Source organism: Rhizobium sp. RU20A, assembly GCF_900155885.1.
GTDB lineage: Bacteria > Pseudomonadota > Alphaproteobacteria > Rhizobiales > Rhizobiaceae > RU20A.
Map to the genome: position 1 here is coordinate 248,505 of NZ_FTMB01000002.1, position 22,801 is coordinate 271,305.

Below are 22,801 nucleotides of genomic sequence, written 5' to 3' on the forward strand. Positions count from 1 at the left end.
CCCCGCGCCGCCCGGCGCGGGGTTTTTCATTGCCGGATTCGCATGCGTCCGGCGCGGTCGGTTCGCCGGCAAAGGAGACCAACAAAAAACCTCGCCGGCTTTCGCTGGCGAGGTTTCAAGGCGTTAGGATCGGATCGGGATCAGTTGTTGGTGATCGACCGTACCGAGGAGGCGGCGCCGATGGGGCGGGCGACGAAGTCCATGAACTTGGAGATATCGACCGAGGGATGGCGCGAGGCGTAGATGACGTCGCGATTCTTGACCGGGAAAGTCTGGCCGACGATCAGGCTGTCCGGGCGCGACATGTCGAACCGGTAGACGATCGGGTAGCGCCCCTGGGCATCCGGCTTCAGGCCCTTGTTGACCAGATTGTTGAACTTCTGCGGGCCGAGCAGGGCCTCGACGATATCGGCTTCCTCGTAGCGGAAGACGAAGTAGCCCTGAGCATCGACCGACTGGTCGTTGCCGCCGCCGGCGAGTGCCACGGCTTCGAGAAGGTTCAGGTCGTTGGCGCCGAAAGGAACGCGCTGGTTGCCCTTGACGGCACCCAGAATCGTGAAGGTGCGGGGATCACGAACGACGAAGATCTGGTCGCCCGGCTGGACGTTGATGTTTTCGCGCGGCGAATCGAGCAGCGTCTTCAGGAGAACGGTGCTGGTCTTGTTGTTGCGCGTCAGCGTGACGTAGGATTCGTAAGGCGGCGCGACGGGGCCGCCGGCACGGGCGATGACATCCATGATCGATTCGGCGATCAGGTTCAGCGGCACCATGGAGGGGCGACCGACGGCACCCGAGACGGTCACGTTGCGCGAGGTGGTGCCCACGCTGGTGACGATGACATCGGGCTCGACGGCCTTGTTGACGAGCGCCTGCAGGATGGCCTGGCGGGCCTGCTCCAGCGTGCGACCGGCAAAACGCACGGAGCCGACATAGGGGATGGCCGCCATGCCATCGGGCTGGACGACGATATCGATCGCGGTCTGCTTGGATTCGGTGGTCGAGAAAAGGCCGTCGCTGCCGGCTTCGAAAATGCTGACCTTCAATTGGTCGCCGACGCCGATCGTGACGCGGCCGACGCCGCCGCCAACGCCGAACCGGCGGCTGAGGGCGGTCGACACGTAATTGGAAACAAGGCGTGCGCTATAGCCATCGACATCGACGATATCGAAAACGGTCGCATCGCGCCGGCCGATTTCAGAGCCGGACCGGCCGGCATCGGAAAGGATGTCGCTCGCAAGCGGGCCCTCTCCGGGCACTGCCTTACAACTTGCAAGCGCCAGACAAATTGCAATCGCACCGTAACGGATCAAAGACTGTACTCCGAATTCGGCACACGAACCGCCGAAGCGCCGTGACTGCCGCATGCTTTTGGGACGCTTCTGCCCGCGACCTGAAAAGCACAATAACGCCGATACAACAAGACACCAGGGGGCGCCATCCTCCAAATTCACTGCCTGTGCCATAATGGCAATAGCAGTCAGGCGGATTAATACCTGTTTTTATATGTGAACGGACAAACCCCGAAAGGGGCTCGGGCAGGAGCCTCATGCGGGGTAATCTGTCACCTGCCTTTGCAAGCTAGGGGAGATCAGTTAATAGCAGACTAATCGAGAGGTGGACGCACCGGTTGCGCGGGCCGTCGCCTTGCGACGTCCGCGACACACATCACGATCAATGTGCGCGCGTGCGTAGATACTGTTTTATCAAGGGTTTTTTGCGGAATATGACGGTTGAGATTATCGGACGTGCATGCGTCGCCCCCGGAGCCCAAACGCCAGCCGAGCTTTTCGGCCTGCTGCGCAGGGGCGAATGTGCCGTTACAGAGGTTCCAGCCGACCGCTGGGAAAAAGCCCGTTTCTGGCATCCGGAAATGGGTGTTGCCGGCAAGACCTACACGTTCCGCGCCGGCGTTCTCGATAGTATCTATGCCTTCGATGCCGGCGCCTTCGGCATGTCGCAGCGCGAGGCCATGTATATGGATCCGCAGCAGCGCGTCCTGGTGCAGCTTGCCTGGCGGGCGCTCGAAGATGCCAATATCTCCATGGCTTCGCTGCATGGTGAAAATGTCGGCGTCTATATCGGCGCCTCCAGCCTCGACCACGCCAATCTGACGGTCGAGGACCCGGCTGCGGCCGGCCCCTACTTCATGACCGGCAACACACTGTCGATCGTTTCCAACCGCATCTCGCACATTTTCGGGCTGAGCGGCCCCAGCATGACGGTCGATACGGCCTGTTCCTCCTCGCTGGTGGCGCTCGACCAGGCCTACCGTGCGTTGAATTCCGGCGAAATCGACACGGCGATCGTCGGCGGCGTCAACATTCTTGCCCATCCTCTCCCCTTCGTCGGCTTTGCGCAGGCCCGCATGCTCTCTCCGGAGGGTCTGTGCCGGGCCTACGACAATGATGGCGCGGGATATGTGCGTGCGGAAGGCGGCGTGGTCTTCGTTCTGAGGCGCAGCGACCGGGCTCGGCGCGAGCGCGACCGCAGCTACGGCCGCATCGTCGCCTCCGGCACCAATTCCGCCGGCCGGACCAATGGCATTTCCCTTCCCTCGCGCGAGGCGCAGGCCAACCTGCTGCGCGCCATCTATGATGACAACGGCATCGACCCGAACCAGGTTGCTTTCGTCGAAGGTCACGGCACCGGTACAAAGGTCGGCGACCCTTCAGAGGTCTGGTCGATCGGAACGGTGATCGGCAAGCCGCGCAATGCGCCGGTCCCCATCGGCTCGATCAAGTCGAATATCGGCCATACCGAGCCGGCTTCGGGCCTGTTCGGCATGCTGAAGGCGCAGATGGCGCTGGAAAACAACTACCTGCCTGCCTCGTTGCATTTCGTGACGCCCAACGAGAATATCGATTTCGAGGGCCTCAACGTGCGTGTCACGGCCAATCCGATCGAACTTCTGAAGGGCAAGCGGGCGCGTCTGGCCGGCATCAACTCCTTCGGTTTCGGCGGCGCCAATGCGCACGTGGTCATCTCCGACCCGGAGACCGTAGCGGACGAGAAGGCGCCGTCGGCTGGAACCAGCCACGTGTTCCTGGCGAGCGCCCATACGGCGAGCGCGCTCGAAAACCTCCTGAAGGACTACAAGGAGCGCTTTGCGCGGGCCTCGCGCCAGGATGTGCGCGCCATCGTTTCGGCCTCGGGCGCCAATCGCACGCAGATGCGCCATCGCTTCGCGGCCCGCGCCGAAAATGCCGATGATATCGTTCGCGCCATTGCCCATCACCTCGAAAAGCCGGCCTCGGACATCGGCGAGACCGGCGAGGCGCTGGTGCGGGATGCCCGCGTTGCCTTCGTCTTTTCGGGCAACGGCTCGCAATTTGCCGGCATGGGCGTCGATGCCTTCCGCGAGAACCTGCACTTCCGCCAGAGCTTCACCTCCGTTGCCGCCCTGTTCCGCTTCCATTCCGATCTCGACCTCGTGGAGGTTCTGACCGATCCGGATCTCGACAAGAAGCTTGCCGACACGAAGATCGCGCAGCCGCTGCTGTTTGCCGTGCAGGCAGCACTTTCGGATTCGCTCGTGGCCATGGGCATCAAGCCGACGGCCGTCTTCGGCCATTCCGTCGGCGAGATCGCCGCGGCCTATGCCGCCGGGGCCCTGACGCTGGTGGATGCCGTCGCGATCGTTGCCAAGCGCTCGCTGCATCAGGACATGCTGGCCGGACAGGGCACCATGGCCGCCGTCATGCTGGGCGAGGAGCAGGCCAAGGCCTTTGGCGAGGCGCGCGGGCTCACGCAAATCTGCATCGCGGCCACCAATGCCCATAATTCCGTGACGATCTCCGGCCCGGTCGATGCCGTGCATGCCTATCGCGACCAGGCTCGAAAGGCGAAGATCCCGGCGCAGGTTCTCGACATCAACTATCCCTTCCACCATCCGATCATCGATCAGGCGAAGGATGCCTTCCTCTCCGACCTGCCGGATATCGCGCCGCGCACCAGCGATATTGCCTATCTCTCGACCGTGACCGGCGATCGTCTCGACGGCGATCAGCTCGATGCGGCCTACTGGTGGCGCAATGTGCGCGAGCCGGTGCGTTTCCAGCAGGCGACGGAGGCGGCCATTGCACTCGGCTGTTCGCTGTTCGTGGAAATGTCGCCGCGCGCCATCCTGTCGTCCTATCTCAAGGAGACGGTGAAGCAGTCCTCGGCGCCCGGCGCGGTCATCCCGACGCTGATGCGTGATGCTGCCGAGAAGGGTCAGGATCCCGTCTCGCGCGCCATGGCCCGCGCCGTCGCCCACGGCGCAGCCATCGAAACCTCCCGCGTCTTCGGCAAGCGTAACGCTGCCATCGCGCTGCCCGGACTGCCCTTCGAGCCGGTCGATCTGCGCCCGGCCACGACGTCCGATTCCAGCGATATCTTCGGTCGCGGCGGCCAGCACATCTATACGCTCGCCGGCTGGCGGGTCGATCCGAACGGTTCGGTCTGGAAGAACCACATCGACGCGCATCTCTTCCCCGATCTTGCCGAGCATGTGGTGGACGGCAAACCGATCCTGCCCGGCAGCGGCTTTATCGAGATCGCCCTGCAGGCGGCCCGCCGCTTCCACGGCACCGACAGTGCCGAGATCGTCAACCTCGAGATCGTGCGTCCGCTCGAACTCGTCGAGGGTCGGATCATGGAACTGTCCACCGTCGTCTCGCCCGAGACCGGCGACATCGAGATCCGCTCGCGCGAACGGCTGACGGAAGACGACTGGGCCGTGCATGCGGTGGCCCGCAGCCGAAAGCCCGTGCCGTTTGCGGCCGCTCCTTTCGCGTTGCCGGCCGATCGGGGCCCGAAAACCGCCTCCGTCACGCCTGAAAAGGCCTACCAGACGGCGCGGCAGTTCGGTCTCGATTACGGTCCTCGCTTCCAGCTGCTGTCGAAGGCGACAGCGTACGGAGAGCGCTTCATCGAAGTCGAACTGAAGGATGCCGCTGCGCCCGGCCATCCGCTGGCCGTCTACGACCTCAATCCCATGTCCGTCGACGCGACGTTCCATGGCCTCGTTGCCCTCTTCGACCGGTTTTCCGGCGAGCGGGGCGGCGCGCCCTACATTCCCGTGCGCTTCGGCAATATCCGCTTCATCGCGCCGGGCGTTCCGGTCAGGAAGGCGCTGGTGGAGATCGAGCGCGTCAGCGCCAATTCGATCAAGGCGAGGTTCCATTTCTTTGGGAAATCCGGCAAACTTATTGCCGCCTTCGAGGATTGCCGCTTCCGCCGCACCTATCTGCGCCAGCACAAGGGCCTGCGCGAACTCGCTTTCCATTATGAGACGGTGCCAAGCCTTGCGGCCTTCGCGACGCCGGATCGCCGCCCCGCCCTTGCCGATTCCCTGCTGGAAACGCCTGCAGAGACGGGCATCGACGAGACCTCGCTGCTCATCAACGCCGCGATCTACCGTGCCTGCCACGAAATTGCGCTGAAACTCGCACGCGGCAGCGGCACGATCGAAACGCGCAAGATCGGCGGCGACTTCGAGTTCCGCTGTTTCCTGGAAAACTGCCTGCTGATCCTTGAGGATGCCGGCCTTTGCCAGAACCGCAACGGAACCGTGACCATCGAGCCGGACTTCTCGCTGCCGGCCGTCGGCGAAATCCTGACCGAACTTTATGCCGACCGGTCGGACCGGGCCGTCGAGGCGGTTCTGGTCAACAACGCCTATGTCGAGGCCCTCGCCCGCATCGAGCAGGCAGGGACGCGGCAGGAGGCGGAAGCCCCTGCCCGCAAGCCGTTCATCTCCGACGCCACGGCCGACCATCAGGCCGTCCACTCTGCGGCCAGCCGGCAGCGGTGCGAGACGGTGCTGGCCGCCCTTGAGCGTGCCCTGGATGCGGCCCCCGGTGCGGCGCTCCGCCTGATCGAAGTCGGCACGGTGTCGCCGAGCTTCAGCCGCAAGGTCGCCGATCTTGCCGGTCGGCGTGGCGCGACGCTGGCGATCTTCGAGCCGCGCGAGAATCCACAGCGTAACCTTGAGCTCACATTTGAAACCGCGGCCCATGTCGACGTCCTGACCAAGCAGGCCCTTGGCGAGCTGCCGGCCTTTGACCTTGCCTTCAGCGCCTCGGACAGCCTGCAGACGCTGATCGAGGACGATGCGGCAGTGCGCGCCGCCTTCCGCAGCGAGGCCAGCCATGCGCGCAAGCTGATCGCGGCCGTCGGCGGTCCCGGCATTTTCGCCGATTTCGTATTCGGCATGAGCGAGGGATGGTTCGCCCGAAGCCAGACATCCGAATTCCCGATCGGGAAGGTCGCCTCGGCCAGCCAGTGGCAAAAACTGCTGGACGATCTTGGCGCAGGCGATGCACGCGTCGAGGATATCGAGGTGGCGACCGGCTCGCTGATCGGCATCGAAACGGTGGTGGGTTCGCTGGCGAGCAACGGTGCGGCCGATGCCGTCATCGAGGATCAGGAAACAATTCTGCTCGTTCCGGCCGGAGCCAAGCTGGCCAAGCCCGCCGGGCATGTGGTGACCGTGCCCCTCAAGGGAGATCTTACCGCCGATGCCGCCGAAATCGGCAAGGCTCTCAGGGCTCTCAGGGGCCGGCTGGTTCGGGCCGTCTACCCCTCCGCAGCCGTGAAGGCCGAGGACGCCACGGCGGCAGCCATCCTCGAGGATCGCGTCCTGCATCTCAGCGCCTTTGCCGAAGCGGTGCGGGACCATTTTGGTGCCTCCGAGCCGGTGGCGGCGCTGCGGCCGCGGCTCATCGTCCTCGCACCCGGCGGAGCGCCCGTTACGGACATCGGCAAGCGCGCACCGAGCCCGGTCAATGCCGGTCTGTGGGTATTCGGCCGTGTCGTGCAGAACGAATATGACCTGATCGATCTCCACCTCGTCGATGCCGAAGGCAGCGATGCCGCGACGGTCGAGGCCGCCCTCACCCTTGCCACGAGCGAAGCAGCCAACCGCGAATGGACAGTCGATCCCGTTAGCGGACGGCTGAGCGAAGTCAGGGCCGTGCCGGGCCCGGTCGGTTCGACCAGCGGCATGACGCGTGATTTCAAGGCGGCCACGATCCGCCAGCGCGTCTCTTCGCAGGTCGGCAGCATCGCCTGGGAAGAGACCGATATTCCAAAGGCGGGCCAAGGCGAGATCGTCGTCAAGGTCGCCGCCGCCGGCCTCAATTTCCGCGACGTGATGTGGGCCATGGGCCTGCTGCCGGAAGAGGCGCTGGAAGACGGCTTTGCCGGAGCTACCATCGGGATGGAGCTATCCGGCCATGTGGTGGCCGTTGGCGAGGGTGTCAGCGACCTTTCGGTCGGCGATGCCGTGATGGCGATTGCCTCTGACGCCTTCTCGACCCATGCCGTCGTGTCGCGCGCCGGCGTGGCGCGCCTGCCGTCCGGTCTTGATCCGGTGGCGGCGGCGAGCGTTCCTGTCGCCTTCCTCACGGCCTATTACGCCATGGTGGAGCTTGGCCGCATGCAGGCGGGTGAGACGATCCTGATCCACGGCGCCGCCGGCGGCGTCGGCCTTGCCGCCATCCAGATCGCCAAGCTCAAGGGCGCGACGATCATCGCCACGGCCGGCACGCTGGAAAAGCGCCGGTTCCTCACCATGCTCGGCGTCGACCACGTCTTCGACAGCCGCACGCTGGCCTTCGTCGAAGATGTGCGCCGCGTCACGAATGGCGAGGGCGTGGACCTCGTGCTGAATTCGCTCTTTGCGGATGCGATGGAACTCAGCCTGCAGCTCGTCAAGCCGTTCGGGCGGTTCCTCGAACTTGGCAAGCGCGACTATTACGGCGACAGCAAGATCGGCCTTCGGCCCTTCCGTCGCAATATCAGCTATTTCGGCATCGACGCCGACCAGCTGCTCGTCAACCAGCCGTCGTTGACGCGTCGGATTTTCACCGAGATCGGCGCGCTCTTCGAGGAAGGGCGCCTCTCGCCGCTGCCGTTCCGCGCCTTCGATCATGACGAGATCGGCAATGCGTTCCGCCTGATGCAGAATGCCGGCCATATCGGCAAGATCGTAGTGCTTCCGCCTGTCGCCGGCCGCGACGAGGTGGCAAGCATGTCGGTCCGCCCCATGAAGCTTTCGGGCGAAGGCGTGCATCTCATCATCGGCGGCATTGGCGGCTTCGGTCTCGTTGCCGCCAACTGGCTGGTGGAAAAGGGAGCGCGGCGCATCGCGCTCTGCTCGCGCCGCGGCGTGGCGGATGCGGAAACCAAGGCAGCGATCGCGGCCTGGCAGAAGCTTGGCGTCACCGCCTCGGTGCATGCCTGCGACGTCACGAACCGGGAAGCTGCTTACGACCTCTTGGCGACGCTCCGGGCCGAAGCGCCGATCAAGGGCATCGTCCACGCCGCCATGGTCCTGGATGACGCGCTGATCAGCAATCTGACGCGCGAGCGCAACCATCCGGTCATCGCCGTCAAGGCGCTCGGTGCCGGCATCGTCGACAGCCTGACGCGCGGCGACGACCTCGATCTCTTCCTGATGTTCTCGTCCGCGACGACGCTGGTCGGCAATCCCGGCCAATCGAACTATGTGGCGGCGAACGGCTATCTCGAGGGCCTGGCCCGCGCCCGGCGTGCGGCTGGTCTTGCCGGTCTTGCGGTCGGCTTCGGCGCCATTGCCGATACCGGCTATCTCGCCAAGAACACCGACGTGAACGATCTTCTCGCCAAGCGCATCGGCAAGACGGCGCTGAAGGCGCAGGTCGCGCTCGACCAGGTCGAGGCCTATATCGAGGCCGATCCCGGCACGGTGGATGCGGCAACGGTGATGATCTCGGAAATCGACTGGGCCGCGGCGCGCAACCTGCCGGTCGCCCGTCAGGCGCTGTTCGGGGTGGTGCTGCGCAGTGCGGACCAGCACGCCGGCGGCAGCGACGGGGCCAAGATGGACCTTGTCGCCATGATCGAGGGCAAGTCGGCGCAGGATGCCGAGCAGGCGCTGTTCGATGTGGTGGCGGGCGAAATCGCCGCGATCCTTCGCGTCTCCAAGGACACGATCTCGCGCAACAAGGTGCTGAAGGAAATCGGCCTCGACAGCCTGATGGCCGTCGAACTCGGCATGAGCTTCCAGCAGAACACCGGCTTTGACATGCCCCTGTCAGGCGTTGCCGATACAACGACGGTTGGCGACGTGGCCCGCAAGCTCTACGAAAAGGTCAGCAAGCGTGACCAGGGTGGCGGCGAAGACGGCGATGGCGGCGATCACAAGCTGGTGGCCGAACTTGCCCAGCGCCACGTGGCCACGGCCGGAGAACCGGAAAAGGCGTTGAACCAATGAGCGATCGCGATATGTCCGACCAGGCGCGGAAGATGAAGAGCAGCGTCAAGGAAAATCTTCTCGACCGGATGCGCAACACGCACCAGTCCTCAGAGCGCAACCGTGCGGCCCGTGCCGAACGCGAGCTGCCGACGCCGGTGCGCCGCCAGCAGGCCCGCTTCGAGGATCTGCCGGAATACAAGCAGGTGATGACGCAGAAGATGGTCAGCGAGCAGATGGGGATCGCCAATCCCTTCTACCGTGCGCACCAGACGGCCGCAGGTGCTACCACCATCATCGACGGCCGTGAGCTGATCAATTTCGCCTCATACGACTATCTCGGCCTCAACCGGCACCCGAAAGTGCTGGAAAAGGCGACGGAGACGATCAAGACCTTCGGGATTTCCGCTTCCGCCAGTCGCCTGGTCGCCGGGGAGCGACCTGTTCACCAGCATCTCGAGGAAGCGATCGCGCGCTTTTACGGCGTCGACGCCGCCGTCAGCTTCGTCAGCGGCTACCTCACCAATGTCGCGGCGATCAGCTGCCTGATGGGGCCGCAGGACCTCATCGTGCATGACGAGTTCATCCACAACAGCGCGCTTTCCGGCATCAAGCTGTCGGGCGCGACGCGGCGCCTCTTCAAGCACAATGATGCGGCCGATCTCGAACATGTGCTGCGCACGGTCTCGGGGGACTATCGCCGCATCCTCGTCATCGTCGAGGGCATCTACTCCATGGATGGCGATGTCGCCAATCTGCCGGCCATCCTGAAGCTGAAGGCCGAGTACGGCTTCTGGCTGATGGTGGACGAGGCCCATTCGCTTGGCGTGCTCGGCCAGCGCGGCCGCGGCACCTTCGAACATTTCGACATCGATCCGAAGCAGGTCGACATCTGGATGGGCACGCTGTCGAAGACGACGTGCAGCTGCGGCGGCTATGTGGCCGGCAGCGAGGCGCTGGCGGCCGTGCTCAAGGCGCAGGCCGGTGGCTTCGTCTATTCGGTCGGCCTTGCCCCTGCCCTTGCGGCCTCGGCGATCGCCAGCCTCGACGTGCTCTCGCGCGAACCAGAACGCACCGCACGGCTGCGCCACAATGGCGAACTCTTCCTCAAGCTTGCGCAGGAAGCCGGGCTCGATACGGGCCTCAGCGTCGGCTACTCCGTCGTGCCGGTGCTGGTGGGCGATTCGTTGCGGGCCGTTCAGCTTTCCAACGAGTTGCTGGCGGCCGGCGTCAATGCGCTGCCGATCATCCATCCCGCTGTGCCCGAAGGCCTTGCCCGCCTGCGCTTCTTCATCACCAGCGAGCACACCGATGCGCAGATCCGCGAGACGGTGCGGCTGACGGCGGAAAAGCTCAAAGCGCTGACGGACCGGAATTTTGGGCTTGGCTCCGTCGATATCGAACAGATGATGAAGCTGCTTGCCAGCCGCTGAGAAAGGCCCCGCCATGGCGCCGTCCGGCATGCCGCATGTGATCATCACCGGCGGGTCGAGCGGCATCGGACTGACGGTTGCACGGCTTTACAGGGCGCGCGGCGCCCGCGTGACGCTGATTGCGCGCGGCGCGGGTCTTCTCGACGAGGCCCTTGCGCTGCTGGGAACGGGAGAAACGGCCGCAGAGGCCGCCGATGTCGCCGATCGTGCGGCGCTGGAGGCGGCGATTGTGCGCGCCACCGAAAGGTTCGGCCCTTGCACCATCCTCGTTTCTTCCGCCGGGATCGTCGAGCCTGGCGCATTTGCGGACCAGCCCGCCGACCTCTTTGACCGGCAGATCGCGGTCAATCTCACCGGCACGGCCAATGCCGTTCGTGCCGTTCTGCCGTCGATGCGGCAGGCGGGCGGGGGGCGCATCATGCTGGTCTCCTCCGGCGCCGGCCTCATCGGCATTCACGGCTATGCCGGCTACTGCGCCTCGAAATATGCGTTGCGGGGCTATGCCGGGGCGCTGCGCAGTGAGCTGAAGGCCAGTGGGATCGCCGTGTCGATCTGCTATCCGCCGGATACGCAGACGCCGCAGTTCGTTCGTGAACTCGCAAGCCGCCCACCGGAGGCGCAGGTGATCATGGGCACGGTGAAGCCTGTTGAGGCCGAGAGCGTGGCACGCGGCATCGTCGGCGCCATCGACACCGGACGTTTCGAGACCTTCTTCACGCCCACCCTATGGGCTTTGGCGCGGCTCGGACCGCTCGCCGCGCCGCTGATCAACGCCGTTTTCGACCGGCAGATCGCGGTGCTGGGCAAACGCAACCGGCGATCCTGATCGAGCCGCGCGGGCCGCACCGCCGGTGGAGAACGGCGCGCCGTCTTGTCCCGGGCCCCGTTTGCGCCTAAAGCACGGGACGGGAAAAGAACGGCATGGTGTCCCGGAGCCGGCGCGTCGGCTCCCCACATGGAATGAGGCAGAGTGCGGCCGATGACAGGCCGCCAGCAGACGGATGTATTTGCGTTGATCCCCTTCCGCCTTCACGACTATCCGTTTCTCCTCACGCTCGGCACCTTCACGCTCAGTGTCATCGTTTCCGTGTTCATGGATCGTTTTGCCGTGCCGAAGCGGGTGCGCCGCGCCAAGCGACAGGGCATGACGTGGAAGAACCACGTCTTCGACGTCGCCGTGCGGCTGCCGGTCATCGCGCTCGTCTTCATCGGCTTCTTCGCCATTTCCTGGCGGCCGCTTTATGCGGGCGCGGGAACGATGAGCTTCTTCATCATCTTCATGGCCATCTCGCGCGCCAAGTTCCAGTTCATCCGCGAGCCGCTGGTCTTCTCCGACATTGCGCTCGTTGCCGATGTCTTCAAATACAAGACGATCTTCTACGCCTCCAAGCTCAACATCGTCTTCTGGATTGCGTCCTTTTCCTACGTCTTCGGCGTTTCCGGGCTCTATATGTGGTTCGAACCGCATGTGCTGCCGCAGGACAATCACCTCTTCTGGATCTTCGTGATGTGGCTGATCGCCAATGTCACCTGGTTCCTTCTGTTCTTCGCGCCGATCAACGCGCCGATTGCGGCCACGGTGCAACGGTTCATGCCGGTCATCGAGCCGCGGCTGATCACGGTGCGGTTCGGCACCTTCTGTTCGGTGATCTTCAACTTCCTGATCTGGCTCGGCGTCCGGCGCGAGAGGATCGTGACAGACGTGTCGAACCGTATTCTGGCGGCCTTCCATGACCTGATCGACCAGTATACGACAGACAAGGCGCCGCTGGTCGTGGTCTGGCAGTCGGAATCCTTCATCGACATGCGCCACTTCGACGTGCCAGGACTGGCACTGCCGACCATCGACCGCATGAAGCAGCGGGCCGTGCAATGGGGCCGCCTCAACAGCGTCTTCGAGGGCGGCTATACGCTGCGCACCGAATTTGCGGTGCTGAGTGGCCTGCAGCCGGACGACATCCATGTGGATGCGAGCTACCCCTATCTGCGCGCCAGCCACTATGCGGATATCGTATGGCCCGGAAAGATGCGGGCGGCGGGCTGGTCGACGCATTTCGTCCATCCCTACGACCGCACCTTCTTCCTGCGCCACAAGGCGATGCCGCAGCTCGGTTTCGACCACATGTCGATGCTCGACAGCTTCGACCATGATCCGGAGCGGGACGGCCCCTATGTCTCCGACGACAGGCTGACGGACAAGGTGCTCGGGATCTGCGAGACGATCGACGGCGATCAGGCCGGTCTCGTCTTTGTCGCCAGTATGGCCAATCACGGCCCATGGGAGCCGAACCGGGTCGAGGGCCTGACGGACCCCGTCTCGATCTATCTCGAGCTTCTGCAGCAGTCGGACAAGGCGCTTGCCAAGCTGCTCGACGGCCTCAACCATCTCGACCGGCCCGTCTGGCTGCTGTTTTACGGCGATCATGCGCCGCTTCTCAAATCCTTCGCCGATCCCTTCCCGGATCCGCGCACCGACTATTTCATCGTGCCGCTGTCCGCTGCCCGCAAGGCGCAGCATGCCCCGACCTTCCCGAAGAACGAGGACCCCGCCAATCTGGTGCGCGCGCTGCTGAACCATGCCGGCCTCAACAAGGAAAGGCTGAGCTGACGGTGACGGACCAGACCCGAATGGAGGCACCGCCCGCCGCCCGCACCTTCCTGTTTCTGGAAGGACCATCCTCGCTGCTCTTCGTCTACATCGCCCGGGCGCTCGAACGGCGCGGCCACCGGTGCCTGCGCATCAATCTGAACGCGGGCGACCAGATCTTCTGGCGCCACAGCGGCGCGACGGCCTATCGCGGCAAACAGGCGGACTGGCCGGGGTTCGTCGAGCGCTTCCTGCTCTTGAACCGCGTCGACGAACTCATCCTGCTCGGCGAAGAGCGGCCTTACCATCAGGTGGCCTGCGCGGCCGCACGTCGCAATGGCGTCAGGATTTCCGTGGTCGAGATGGGGTATCTGAGGCCAGACTGGATTACCATCGAGCGGGAGGGCATGTCCTCCAACTCCCGCTTCCCGCGCGACCCTGCCCATATTCTTTCAGCCGCCAAAGGCCTGCCGGAACCGGACTGGACGCGGCGCTACAGCCAGACCTTCTTCGCCGATGCCGGGCTCGACCTCATCTACAATCTCCCGAACGTCTTCTTCTGGTTCCTCTACCCGTATTATCGCCGCCATGCGATCTTTCATCCTCTGGCGGAATATGCCGGTTGGCTGCGCAGGCTTGTGACGGGCAAGCGGCGCTCGGCCACCGCTCAGCGGCGGATCGAAGAGCTCCTGGCGAGCGAGCGCCCCTTCTTCGTCTATCCGCTGCAACTGGAGACAGATTTCCAGCTGCGCGCCCATTCGCCCTATCACAGCCAGAGACAGGCCATCGACGAGATCCTCGTCTCGTTCGCGGCGCATGCGCCGGCGGAGGCTACGCTGGTCATCAAGGTTCATCCGCTCGACAACGACCTCATCGACTGGGAAGCCTATGCGCGCGCACGCGCCGAGGCGCTCGGCATTGTCAGGCGTATCGTCTATCTCGACGGCGGGGATCTGGCGCTGCTGCTGGGGCGCAGCCGCGGCGTGGTGACGGTCAATTCGACCGTTGGCCTGCATGCCTACCAGCAGGCCGTGCCGGTGAAGGTGCTGGGATCAGCGGTCTTCGATGTCGAGGGGCTCTCGGACCAGCGGCCGCTCGATGCCTTCTGGGCTCAGCCGCATCAGCCGGACCCAGCCCTGCTCTCGGCTTTCCTGCGGCTGATGGCGGCAACGATCCAGGTGCGCGGCAACTTCTATTCCATCGAAGGCGCCAAGGCCGGCGCGGAAGCGATCGCCGCGCGGCTTGATGCCCGCGATGTGAACGAGCCCGGGGCCTATGTCGATCCGGCGCCGCGCCGCAAGCCCGTGAAACGGGACTGGCGGGAGGGCCAGCGCTGACGGGATCCGATCAGATGTCAGATGACGCCGGCGCGCAGCAGGTCATGAATGTGCAGCACGCCGGTCGGAACGCCGGCCTCGTCGACGACGAAGAGCACAGTGACCTTCTGGTCCTGCATGGCCTTCAGGGCGGCGCTTGCCAGCATGCGGGCCGGCGCCGTGCGCGGGTGGCGCGACATGACGGCATCGACGGGGGTCTGCATGAGGTCGCCCGACATGTGACGGCGCAGGTCACCGTCGGTGATGACGCCGGTCAGCCTGCCCTCGTCATCCGTGACGCCGGCAACGCCGAAGCCCTTGGAGGTCATGACGATCAGCGCCTCGCTCATCAGCGTGCCCAGCGGCAGGAGCGGCATAGCCTCGCCGGAATGGGCGAGTTCGCCGACCAGCATCAGCTGCGCGCCGAGCTTGCCGCCGGGATGGAAGACCTTGAAGTCCTCGGCGGAAAAGCCGCGTCCTTCGAGGAGCGCGATGGCAATGGCATCGCCGATGGCCAGTTGCAGCAGCGCCGAGGTGGTGGGCGCCAGACCGTGGGGACAGGCCTCGACCACCTTCGGCAGCACGACCGCGACATCGGAATTGCGGGCGAGCACGCTATCCGCGCCCGATGTCAGCGAGATGATCGGCACACGGAAGCGCTTGGCGTAGGTCAGCATGTTCGCCAGTTCCGCCGTCTCGCCTGACCAGGAGAGGAGGAGAAGGATATCGTCAGACGTCACCATGCCGAGGTCGCCATGGCTGGCCTCGGTCGGATGGACGAAATAGGCGGAGGTGCCCGTCGAGGCGAGCGTCGCGGCGATCTTGCGGCCGATGTGTCCGCTCTTGCCGACGCCGGAGACCACGACACGGCCACGGCCGGCGGCGATCAGCGCGACGGCGTCGATCACGCTGCGGGCCAGCGTGGCGCCATCCTCGAAGGCGGCCTGCAGGGCGCGCGCGCCGTCGACCGTCGCCTTCAGGCTGCGTTCGACCGAAGCGCGGGCACCGGCCTCGTCCGCCGCATCCGATGTCAGGGGTCTCAATGCCATGGCTGTCCTCGGGGCTGCCGTTTGAAAGCCCCCTGCTAAACCTCTTGGCCTCACAGATCAACACCCGCGCATGCGAGGGCCCCGGGCGGTGAAGCGGTGGGCGCATTCGTGAAGGGATAGCGTCAGCGGGCCAGCCGAGCGACCCGCCTCGCAGGGGCACGGCACCGGCCCGGTCAGGCCGCCATGCCCTGATGGGCGGCTGCTCTCTTCGGCGGGCCGGCGAAAAGGCTGCGGATGGCCGCCTGGGCTTCCTCGACGCTTTCGAAACGCTGCGCGTCCAGCGCCCAGACGTGATACTTCACAGCCAGGAACTTCAGCCGATCCTGATCCGGAACAACGACGCCGACGGGTTCACCATTGAATTCGATGACTTGCTTGCTCATGCGTATTCTCCCGCTGCATGGCGCACCATGCAGGCTTCAAAGTCTTCGTGATTTTCGGAAACGCTTGTCTTTCGGTCACATTCGGCAAAGGGCCGATGCAACCACTCGTTTACCCGTCACACGACAACGGGAGATCGAACCGCGGATAGCGTTAATGCAGGCGGAACCGAACATGCCACTCTCCTCTAGCTCGCTTCGAAGTCCATGGATCCATCTCGAACCATGCGACTACAATAGAATTTTCTATCTCTTTACTCAACTACCATGACAGGATTGTGAAAAATAATTTCACTTTTCCTGCCTGTAGACCGAATCCAGAAAAGGTCCGTTTCAGTCCGGGCCATAACTGGGAAGGTTATACCTCCAAATCAAGAGGGCCGCGGAAATTTCCCGCGGCCCTCCTTGTGGTCGATCAATGCGACAGAAATCAGGCTTCGACCTTGCCGTCCGTCGTGCGCGTGGCCTCGCGGTCCTTCCACCAGCGGCTGAGGAAGAGAAGGATCGGACCGCCGATATAGATCGACGAGGTCGTGGCGACGATGACGCCGAAAACCATGGGCCAGGCAAAGGGCTTGACCGGATCGCCGCCCCAGATGGCCATGGGCACCAGCGACAGGAAGACCGCAACGGAAGTGAAGATGCATCGCATCACCACCTGGTTGATCGACATGTCGATCAACTGGCTGAATGGCATCGTCTTGTACTTGCGCAGGTTCTCGCGCATGCGGTCATAGACGACCACCTTGTCGTTGACGGAGTAGCCGATCAGCGTCAGCACCGCGGCGATGGCGGTCAGGTTGAAGTCGATCTGGAACAGCGCGAAGAAGCCGATCATCTTGGTGATGTCGAGCAACAGCGTGACGATGGCGCCGATCGCGAAGTGCCATTCGAAGCGCCACCAGATGTAGATCAGGATGGCGAGCATGGCGAGGCCGACGGCGAGGAAGCCCGAGCGCGCAAGCTCGGCCGAGATCGTCGGTCCGACCACTTCGGTTCGCTCGAAGGTCGCGTCTGGAACGATCTGCTGGACGCGATCGCGGATCGCGTTCAATGCCGCCGTCTGCTCCTGCTCTCCGCCCGGCTGGCGCTGGATGCGGATCAGGACGGAGGTGCCCTGGCCGAATTCCTGCAGCGCCACTTCGCCGTAGTTCAGATTCTCCAGGCCCGCGCGCAGCGGCGCGAGCTGGATCGCCTGCTTGGACGTCGCCTCCACCTGGATACCGCCGACGAAGTCGATGCCGTAGTTGAGGCCCGGCGTGAAGAACAGCACGACCGAGGAGATGGACAGGAAGGCTGACATGCCGATGGCGATGAAGCGACCGCGCATGAAGGAGAATTGCGGCAGCTGCGGCACCTTGCCGAAGAGCGAGTGAATCTCGATCTTCTTCATCTTCCGGCGGACGACAACCTCATGCATCATCATGCGCACGACGGTGATCGAGGTGAACATCGAGATCACGATGCCGATCATCATGGTGATGGCAAAGCCGCGAACCGGGCCGGTGCCGAACATAAACAGCAGGATGGTGCCGACGAGCGTCGTGACGTTGCCATCGACGATGGTGGCGAAGGCCTTGCTGAAGCCGAGGTCAAGCGCCTTCATGGCGCCCGCGCCGGCGGCCGTCTCTTCCCTTATTCGGGCATTGATGAGGATGTTGGCATCCACCGCCATGCCGATGCCGAGGATGATGCCGGCGATGCCGGGCAGCGTCAGGGTCGAGCCGAGAAGGCCTAGAACGGCGATAGTGAAGATGGTGTGGAGGACGAGACCGAAATTGGCGATCCAGCCCCAGGCGCCGTAGAGCACCACCATCATGACGACGACGGCGACGAGGCCGGCGGCGCCGGTATAGAGACCGCGCTGGATGGAATCCGAGCCGAGGTTCGGACCGACCGAGCGTTCCTCGATGATGGTCAGGGGTGCCGGCAGGGCACCGGAGCGCAGGAGCGCGGACAGGACTGTCGCCTCCTGGGCGGTGAAGTTGCCGCTGATCTGGCCCTGGCCGCCGATGATCGGCTCGCGGATGACAGGCGCGGTCAGCACCTTGCCGTCGAGAACGATGGCGAAGGGGCGGCCGACATTGTCGCGCGTGATGTCGGCGAACTGGCGCGCGCCGAGGCTGTCGAAGGTAAAGGAGACGATCGGCTCGTTGGTGCGCTGGTCGAAACCGGCCTTCGCATCGGCCAGCCGCTCGCCGGAGATGGCTACGCGCTGTTCGACCGCATATTTCTGGCCGTCATTCTGGCCCGGCAGGATTTCCACGCCGCGCGGCGGGGTCGTCGTGTTGGGATCGGTGGACGGATCCACCATGTGGAAGCTCATCTGCGCGGTGGAGCCGAGGAGCTGGCGCAGGCGTGTCGGATCCTGGAGACCGGGGAGCTGCACGAGAATGCGGTCGGAGCCGACGCGCTGGATCAGCGGCTCTGCGACACCAACCTGGTCGACGCGCTGGCGGATGATTTCCAGGCTCTGCTCGACCGCCTTGTTCATGCGGTCAGCGAGCCCGGCTTCCGTCAGGGCCATGGTGATGGTCTGGCCGTCGCCGCCAATGGCGATGTCGGATTCGCCGCCGCCAAAGCCGAGCGTGCCGGCGGTGGGGGCTGCCAGTTCCTGGAAGCGCGGCAGGACCTTGGTGCGGTCGTCGGCGGTCGCCAGTTGGACGCTGACCTGGTCGCCGACGAGCCGAACGGTGGCACCCGAAACGCGCTCTTCGCGCAGGATGCGACGGGCATCGTCCATCAGCGTGTCGAGTCGAGCCTTGCGCAGGCCGGCGGCATCGACTTCCAGGACGAGGTGAGAACCGCCACGCAGGTCGAGACCAAGCGTGACAGGAGATGCGGGAAGATAGCGTCCAATGGACTGTTCCATGGAAGCCGGCAGCACGTTCGGCAGCGCGGCGGCGATCCCGAAAACGGTCACCAGAATATAGGCCAGCAAGGCCCAGCGGGATGTGCGCATTTATCAATACCTTTGACCCGGGCAGACAAACGTCCGCAACCGGGGCACATGAAGGATGGAAAGAAGGGACAGACACCTGCCCCGCGAAAGGATCAGAGGTCAGGCCGGGGGCGCGCGAACGCGGTAGTGGCTGGCAAACACGCCGCCAACCGCACTGTCCGAACCCGGCCCGAGGGCAAGGGTGGCTGGCGCCGGCCAGCGCTCTGTCGGGAGGAAGGGCAGAAGGAGAGGCTGCGGGCCACCGGCAAGGGTCTTGCCATCGGCTCTTTCGCCAAGTACCCGCACATCGGCCGCCAGCGTTGCCCGCAGCACCTGACGGGCAGCGGCGGTTTCGCCGCCATCCGGCGTGACGGTGCCAGCGGCACGCGCCGAGCGCGCCGCGGCGGGATCGAAGCCGGACAGGGCGGCGAACTGCAGGGCGACGAGCGCGATCGCCATCGCGAGCACGGGCATGAGCCGCCGACGGTCTGTCGCCGGATTGCCCTGCCCTCTTCGCCTCGTCCGGCTCGTCACGTTTTCGGTTCCTCGCTCCGTCTGTTGCCCGGTGTGGCAACGACAGTTCGTTCTGTCCTGTCGGGGATGCGGCGGCCTCATGAACACCTGCTACCACATCTCCCGCCGACCGCCGCAAAGCAGCCGGAGCAGGCGCGGCACAGAACCACCCACGGGTCCGGAAGTCAATTCAAGGCGGGCGTTTGCGGGGTGTTTCGGCCGGACAAGGCCGGTTTTTGCTCGTCCCAGGGACGCATTCCTGCCGCGACAGAGGAAGTTGCCACGGCCAACCTCACCGTGATCGCATTCCGGCCCGGCGCTTGTCATCCGCTATCTGCCGGCCCGCCCGGTGCCCGTCCCCTGCGCATGCATGGGAGACACTGTTGCCGATTTTTCGCGGCGGCAGCGCTCTGAACAGTAAAGTACCGTTTCCCAGTTTCGTGCCCATTTGCGGCGCCAACTGAAGGGACGCCCGCAGGTGGGGCAGATCTTTTCCGGCAGGTTCTGCTTGGCTACTCCGCGCGGCATGAACGCCGTCTCCCGTGTTTGAAAGTCGTCCGGCAACGGTCGCGCGCCGGTGGTGACGGCCTGATACGCTGCAGCGATGGGCTCGGATTGCCTTGTTTTCGCCGCAAAATCCGCCCCGCAAAACCGCCCGCCTCGATCGAACCGAGCGGTTCACACCTTCGTGAGGGTCTTGAAATTTCCCAAGTCGGCGTCTTCGCCCCAATTCTTAACGCGGCGACGTGCACACGCCGAATTCGCGTTGACGAGGGTCATTTCGAACCGCTCGGTTCGCTCAAACGCCCTATTCCTCGACCTTTTTAGATTTCTGTCACTTACGAAACTTCCGAATTATTGACCCGGCGCAGAGACTTTGCGCGCGGACAGGACGAAGGCAATTTGGGCAGTTTCTATTGTTCACTATGTGTTGACAGTGGTTTCCAATAATTCTTACTTCACACCCGCATATTGAGGGACCATATCTAATCTCACAAGAGCAACGAAACACTCTTGTGAGACGTGTCGAAGGACGAAGGGATGCACTTCGTGACAGGCCGCCAGCCTTCACCGGAAGGTGACCAGGGCGGCCGGTGCACCCTCTTCGGTCCGGACCATCATGCGCCCAAGGTGTAAGACGCATGGTTCTCCGGCCTCGACCCGGCCGCTCCGACCGACGGATGGCGCCGCCAGCGATGCTGGCACGAGACGCATTCGTGATCGCCCCGGTCGTCTGGAACTGAACCGTTAAACACTGGAGATACGATCATGTCCAAGACCATCAATGCCACCCTCGCTGCCCTCGTTCTGACCGCTTCGGTCATCACCGGCGCATCCACCGCCTTTGCCAGCGGCGATTACTACCAGGGCGTCACTGCCAGCCCGATGTTCACCGCCTCCGCCACGGTCGGCGCAGGCTCCAATGCTTCGCTGAAGCCCAATAATGGCGGCGACGGCACCTATTACCAGGGTGTCTCGCGTGACCCGGTCGACAATGTCGCCACGGGCTCCATCGTCAAGGGCAAGGCTGTGAAGAGCCCCTTCCAGCCCGGCGACTACTACCAGGGTGCTGACGTCGAATAACGGACGCCCTGACACGACCAGCGCCGGCAACGGCGCCATGCCGGGCCCCAAACCGGGCCCGGCCATCTGAACCCGATACTGAAGAACCCAGACACGATAGGAAGACGACCATGACGAGGACGCTCGCGTCCGCGCTCGGAACACTGTTGTCCGCAGCACTCCTGATGGCCATGCCGCTCAACGCCAACGCCTCCGAGCAGGATGGAAGTGCGGCACCCGGCTTTACGGCCGCCTGGGCCGCCATGGCCGGAAACGGCGCCGCACTGCAGGCCCGTGCAGATACTGGCCTGACGGATACCTTGGCGACCGGCAGCATTCTCACATCCGAGGCGTCGTCCTCGGCATCCTCCGGGGCCGGCCTTTCCGCCACCGGCACCGGCTTTGCCGACTGACGCTTTCACCACCCGCGACTGCCCACACCGGTCGCCCCGCCCTTTTACCGAACCTGAACGCCCGGAACGCGCCCTGAAGGCGTGCCAGGGCCTCTGACACCCAAAGGAACCTTATTATGACCAAGACCATCGCATCGCTCATCGTCGCCGCCGTTGCCTTCGGCTCCGCTTCCTCCGCTTTTGCCGGCGGCAACTACTACGAAGGCGTTTCTCCGGCCCAGCTTTTCCAGGGCAGCGGCTCGGCTTCTGCCGGCACGGTTGCCGCCGTCAACAATGGCGGTGACGGCACCTACTATGCCGGCGCCTCCCGCACGGGCATCGATTCCGTTGCCACCGGCTCGATCGTCAAGGGCGCTGCTCCGCAGAGCGCCATCGAGAACGGCGACTACTATCCGGGCCTGTCGCGCTAAGCATCCGGCCAAAAGACGCAACACTGACAATCACTCCGTGATGCAGGCCCCTCGAACCGGGGCGCATCCGACCCAAGAAGGAATAGATCCATGACCAAGACCATCGCATCGCTCATCGTCGCCGCCGTTGCTTTCGGCTCCGCTTCCTCCGCCTTTGCCGACGGCAACTATTACAACGGCGTGTCGGAAGCCCCGCTCTTCCAGGGCCGGGCCGCATCGACCGCCGGCACGGCAGCCGCCGTCAACAATGGCGGTGACGGCACCTACTACACCGGCGCATCCCGCACCGGCGTCGACGCCGTCTCCACCGGTTCGATCGTCAGGGGCGCCGCACCGCAGACCGCCATCGAGAACGGCGACTACTATCCGGGCCTGTCGCGCTAAGCGGCACGTCCTTCATGCGAAGCGGTCTTTCCTCCCGGATCGCTTCGCCCTGGCCGTGCAATCCACATCAGGCCAGATCAATTGGCCCGGTCGGTCCGAGGCGATCGACCCGAGGCCGGACCGCCCGCAGGAGCGGGCGCATTCTTGAAAGGACATGACCATGAAAAAGACCCTCGCAACCCTCGTCATCGCAGCCGCAGCTCTTGGCTCCGCATCCTCTGCCTTTGCGACCGGCAACTACTACAACGGCGTATCGGATGCACCGATCTTCCAGGGTCGCGCCGCTTCGACGGCCGGCACCGCGGCCCGGGTCAACAATGGCGGCGACGGCACCTATTATTCCGGTGTCTCGCGCACGCCGGTCGATACGCTGGCCACCGGCTCGGTGGTTCGTGGCGCAGCGCCGCAGAGCCCCGTCGAAAATGGTGACTATTATCCCGGCCTTTCCCGCTAAGGCACAGGCTACCGACCGGGCCGCTCACTCCAGGCGGCTCGGTGGCATGGCTTCCGCCCCCCATTGAAGCCATGCCTTCAGACACCCCGGACACCCCCCGTCCGGGGTGTTTGCATAGGAACAAAAAGAAAATGCCGCAGC

16 protein-coding genes are annotated in these 22,801 nt (G+C 64.4%); 10 read left to right on the forward strand and 6 right to left on the reverse strand.

Translation table 11 applies throughout. The features are described from left to right. Positions 1–140: 140 nt before the first annotated feature. The gene (locus F3H41_RS09845) at positions 141–1,310 is read right to left on the reverse strand and encodes a polysaccharide biosynthesis/export family protein (RefSeq protein WP_149738500.1); all 1,170 of its coding nucleotides are present in this window, start codon (positions 1,308–1,310) and stop codon (positions 141–143) included. A 413-nt stretch (positions 1,311–1,723) separates the two neighbouring features. Between F3H41_RS09845 and F3H41_RS09850 the strand changes: the two genes are divergently transcribed. From F3H41_RS09850 to F3H41_RS09870, 5 genes are all read left to right on the forward strand, one after another. Continuing rightward, positions 1,724–9,238: a type I polyketide synthase gene (locus tag F3H41_RS09850; RefSeq protein WP_149738501.1), complete on the forward strand. Its 7,515-nt coding sequence runs from the start codon at positions 1,724–1,726 to the stop codon at positions 9,236–9,238. Continuing rightward, positions 9,235–10,650 carry an aminotransferase class I/II-fold pyridoxal phosphate-dependent enzyme gene (locus F3H41_RS09855; protein WP_188129418.1) on the forward strand — a complete coding sequence of 472 codons (1,416 nt, stop codon included), beginning with the start codon at positions 9,235–9,237 and terminating at the stop codon, positions 10,648–10,650. The genes F3H41_RS09850 and F3H41_RS09855 overlap by 4 nt, the downstream gene beginning before the upstream one ends. 28 nt (positions 10,651–10,678) lie before the next feature. Next, positions 10,679–11,476: an SDR family oxidoreductase gene (locus tag F3H41_RS09860; RefSeq protein WP_149738628.1), complete on the forward strand. Its 798-nt coding sequence runs from the start codon at positions 10,679–10,681 to the stop codon at positions 11,474–11,476. A gap of 153 nt (positions 11,477–11,629) precedes the next feature. After that, positions 11,630–13,258, forward strand: coding sequence for a sulfatase-like hydrolase/transferase (locus F3H41_RS09865; protein WP_149738502.1), 1,629 nt, complete (start codon positions 11,630–11,632; stop codon positions 13,256–13,258). A gap of 2 nt (positions 13,259–13,260) precedes the next feature. After that, positions 13,261–14,574: a capsular biosynthesis protein gene (locus F3H41_RS09870; RefSeq protein WP_188129419.1), complete on the forward strand. Its 1,314-nt coding sequence runs from the start codon at positions 13,261–13,263 to the stop codon at positions 14,572–14,574. Between the two features lie 17 nt (positions 14,575–14,591). Here F3H41_RS09870 and F3H41_RS09875 read toward each other — a convergent pair whose 3' ends face one another. From F3H41_RS09875 to F3H41_RS09895, 5 genes are all read right to left on the reverse strand, one after another. After that, positions 14,592–15,602, reverse strand: coding sequence for a KpsF/GutQ family sugar-phosphate isomerase (locus tag F3H41_RS09875; protein WP_149738504.1), 1,011 nt, complete (start codon positions 15,600–15,602; stop codon positions 14,592–14,594). Positions 15,603–15,775: 173 nt separating this feature from the next. Then, a complete protein-coding gene (locus F3H41_RS09880; protein ID WP_149738505.1) occupies positions 15,776–15,985 on the reverse strand; it encodes a hypothetical protein in 210 nt (69 codons plus the stop codon). A 427-nt stretch (positions 15,986–16,412) separates the two neighbouring features. After that, complete coding sequence (secD, locus tag F3H41_RS09885) at positions 16,413–18,944, reverse strand: protein translocase subunit SecD (RefSeq protein ID WP_149738506.1); 2,532 nt, start codon at positions 18,942–18,944, stop codon at positions 16,413–16,415. 99 nt (positions 18,945–19,043) lie between these two features. Continuing rightward, positions 19,044–19,457, reverse strand: a complete 414-nt coding sequence (locus F3H41_RS09890; protein ID WP_149738507.1) for a hypothetical protein — start codon at positions 19,455–19,457, stop codon at positions 19,044–19,046. A gap of 309 nt (positions 19,458–19,766) precedes the next feature. Further along, positions 19,767–19,964, reverse strand: a complete 198-nt coding sequence (locus F3H41_RS09895; protein WP_149738508.1) for a DUF2256 domain-containing protein — start codon at positions 19,962–19,964, stop codon at positions 19,767–19,769. 741 nt (positions 19,965–20,705) lie between these two features. Here F3H41_RS09895 and F3H41_RS09900 point away from each other — a divergent pair. From F3H41_RS09900 to F3H41_RS09920, 5 genes are all read left to right on the forward strand, one after another. Further along, a complete protein-coding gene (locus tag F3H41_RS09900; protein WP_149738509.1) occupies positions 20,706–21,020 on the forward strand; it encodes a hypothetical protein in 315 nt (104 codons plus the stop codon). A gap of 110 nt (positions 21,021–21,130) precedes the next feature. Further along, the gene (locus tag F3H41_RS09905) at positions 21,131–21,412 is read left to right on the forward strand and encodes a hypothetical protein (RefSeq protein ID WP_149738510.1); all 282 of its coding nucleotides are present in this window, start codon (positions 21,131–21,133) and stop codon (positions 21,410–21,412) included. 116 nt (positions 21,413–21,528) lie between these two features. Beyond that, positions 21,529–21,822, forward strand: a complete 294-nt coding sequence (locus tag F3H41_RS09910; protein WP_149738511.1) for a hypothetical protein — start codon at positions 21,529–21,531, stop codon at positions 21,820–21,822. A 90-nt stretch (positions 21,823–21,912) separates the two neighbouring features. Beyond that, positions 21,913–22,206 (forward strand): hypothetical protein, encoded by a 294-nt coding sequence (locus F3H41_RS09915; protein WP_149738512.1) that lies wholly within the window; start codon positions 21,913–21,915, stop codon positions 22,204–22,206. Positions 22,207–22,366: 160 nt separating this feature from the next. Then, positions 22,367–22,660 (forward strand): hypothetical protein, encoded by a 294-nt coding sequence (locus F3H41_RS09920; RefSeq protein WP_244616152.1) that lies wholly within the window; start codon positions 22,367–22,369, stop codon positions 22,658–22,660. The last annotated feature ends 141 nt before the right edge of the window (positions 22,661–22,801 follow it).

What these genes read in the sequence shown, in the direction of transcription:
- F3H41_RS09850 (WP_149738501.1), top strand. Translation starts at nt 1,724, where the DNA reads ATGACGGTTGAGATTATCGGACGTGCATGCGTCGCCCCCGGAGCCCAA.
- F3H41_RS09855 (WP_188129418.1), top strand. Translation starts at nt 9,235, where the DNA reads ATGAGCGATCGCGATATGTCCGACCAGGCGCGGAAGATGAAGAGCAGC.
- F3H41_RS09860 (WP_149738628.1), top strand. Translation starts at nt 10,679, where the DNA reads ATGCCGCATGTGATCATCACCGGCGGGTCGAGCGGCATCGGACTGACG.
- F3H41_RS09865 (WP_149738502.1), top strand. Translation starts at nt 11,630, where the DNA reads ATGACAGGCCGCCAGCAGACGGATGTATTTGCGTTGATCCCCTTCCGC.
- F3H41_RS09875 (WP_149738504.1), bottom strand. Translation starts at nt 15,602, where the DNA reads ATGGCATTGAGACCCCTGACATCGGATGCGGCGGACGAGGCCGGTGCC.
- F3H41_RS09880 (WP_149738505.1), bottom strand. Translation starts at nt 15,985, where the DNA reads ATGAGCAAGCAAGTCATCGAATTCAATGGTGAACCCGTCGGCGTCGTT.
- secD (WP_149738506.1), bottom strand. Translation starts at nt 18,944, where the DNA reads ATGCGCACATCCCGCTGGGCCTTGCTGGCCTATATTCTGGTGACCGTT.
- F3H41_RS09895 (WP_149738508.1), bottom strand. Translation starts at nt 19,964, where the DNA reads ATGCCGCGCGGAGTAGCCAAGCAGAACCTGCCGGAAAAGATCTGCCCC.
- F3H41_RS09900 (WP_149738509.1), top strand. Translation starts at nt 20,706, where the DNA reads ATGTCCAAGACCATCAATGCCACCCTCGCTGCCCTCGTTCTGACCGCT.
- F3H41_RS09905 (WP_149738510.1), top strand. Translation starts at nt 21,131, where the DNA reads ATGACGAGGACGCTCGCGTCCGCGCTCGGAACACTGTTGTCCGCAGCA.
- F3H41_RS09910 (WP_149738511.1), top strand. Translation starts at nt 21,529, where the DNA reads ATGACCAAGACCATCGCATCGCTCATCGTCGCCGCCGTTGCCTTCGGC.
- F3H41_RS09915 (WP_149738512.1), top strand. Translation starts at nt 21,913, where the DNA reads ATGACCAAGACCATCGCATCGCTCATCGTCGCCGCCGTTGCTTTCGGC.
- F3H41_RS09920 (WP_244616152.1), top strand. Translation starts at nt 22,367, where the DNA reads ATGAAAAAGACCCTCGCAACCCTCGTCATCGCAGCCGCAGCTCTTGGC.